The sequence below is a fragment of the Pseudomonas sp. A39 genome, assembly GCF_058145955.1.
Genome location: NZ_JBYVMD010000132.1, coordinates 1 through 598 on the forward strand (window position 1 = coordinate 1; position 598 = coordinate 598).

Here is a 598-nt window from a genome sequence, read left to right on the forward strand (position 1 = left end):
GTCTGGTCGAGGCGAAACAGCGGCTGGCCCTGTTTCACATGCTCGCCCTCCTTCACCAGAATCCGGCTGACCACGCCGGGGCTTAAGGTTTGCACCGCCTTGCGCTTGCCCGACACCACGACCGTGCCTTGTACCGGAATGCCCTGGTCCAGCGGCGCCAGGCTGGCCCACAGGAAAAACCCGCCGGCACCGACCAGCGTCAGCAGCCAGCCCATGCGCGTAAAAAACGTGGCGTCGCGCTCTTTGAAGCGGGGTTCAACAGTGATGCTGCTCATGCGCCTGGGTTCCTTCCGGCCTGATACTGACGACTGAAACTCACGCCGGGTTTCTCCTTCGGCGCTTCCTGCTGACCGGACAACGCGCGCAGCACGTCTTGGCTGGGCCCGAAGGCTTGCAAATGCCCATCGTTGAGCACCAACAGCTTGTCGGCCTGGGCCAACGCCGAAGAACGGTGGGTCACCAGCACCACGCTGCTGCCCTGGGCTTTCATCTGCACGATGGCGCTGGCCAAGGCTGCTTCACCGACCGTATCGAGGTTGGAATTGGGCTCATCCAGCACGATCAGGCGTGGCCCGCCATACAGCGCGCGTGCCAGAGC

The 598-nt window shown here is 63.7% G+C and carries 2 pseudogenes; both read right to left on the reverse strand.

Features of this window, described 5'->3' with window-relative positions:
• Positions 1 to 275, reverse strand: a pseudogene (locus AC3ZU9_RS31530) (hemolysin D); the annotation flags it as partial.
• Positions 272 to 598 (reverse strand): annotated as a pseudogene (locus AC3ZU9_RS31535) (type I secretion system permease/ATPase); the annotation flags it as partial. The pseudogenes AC3ZU9_RS31530 and AC3ZU9_RS31535, both read right to left, overlap by 4 nt.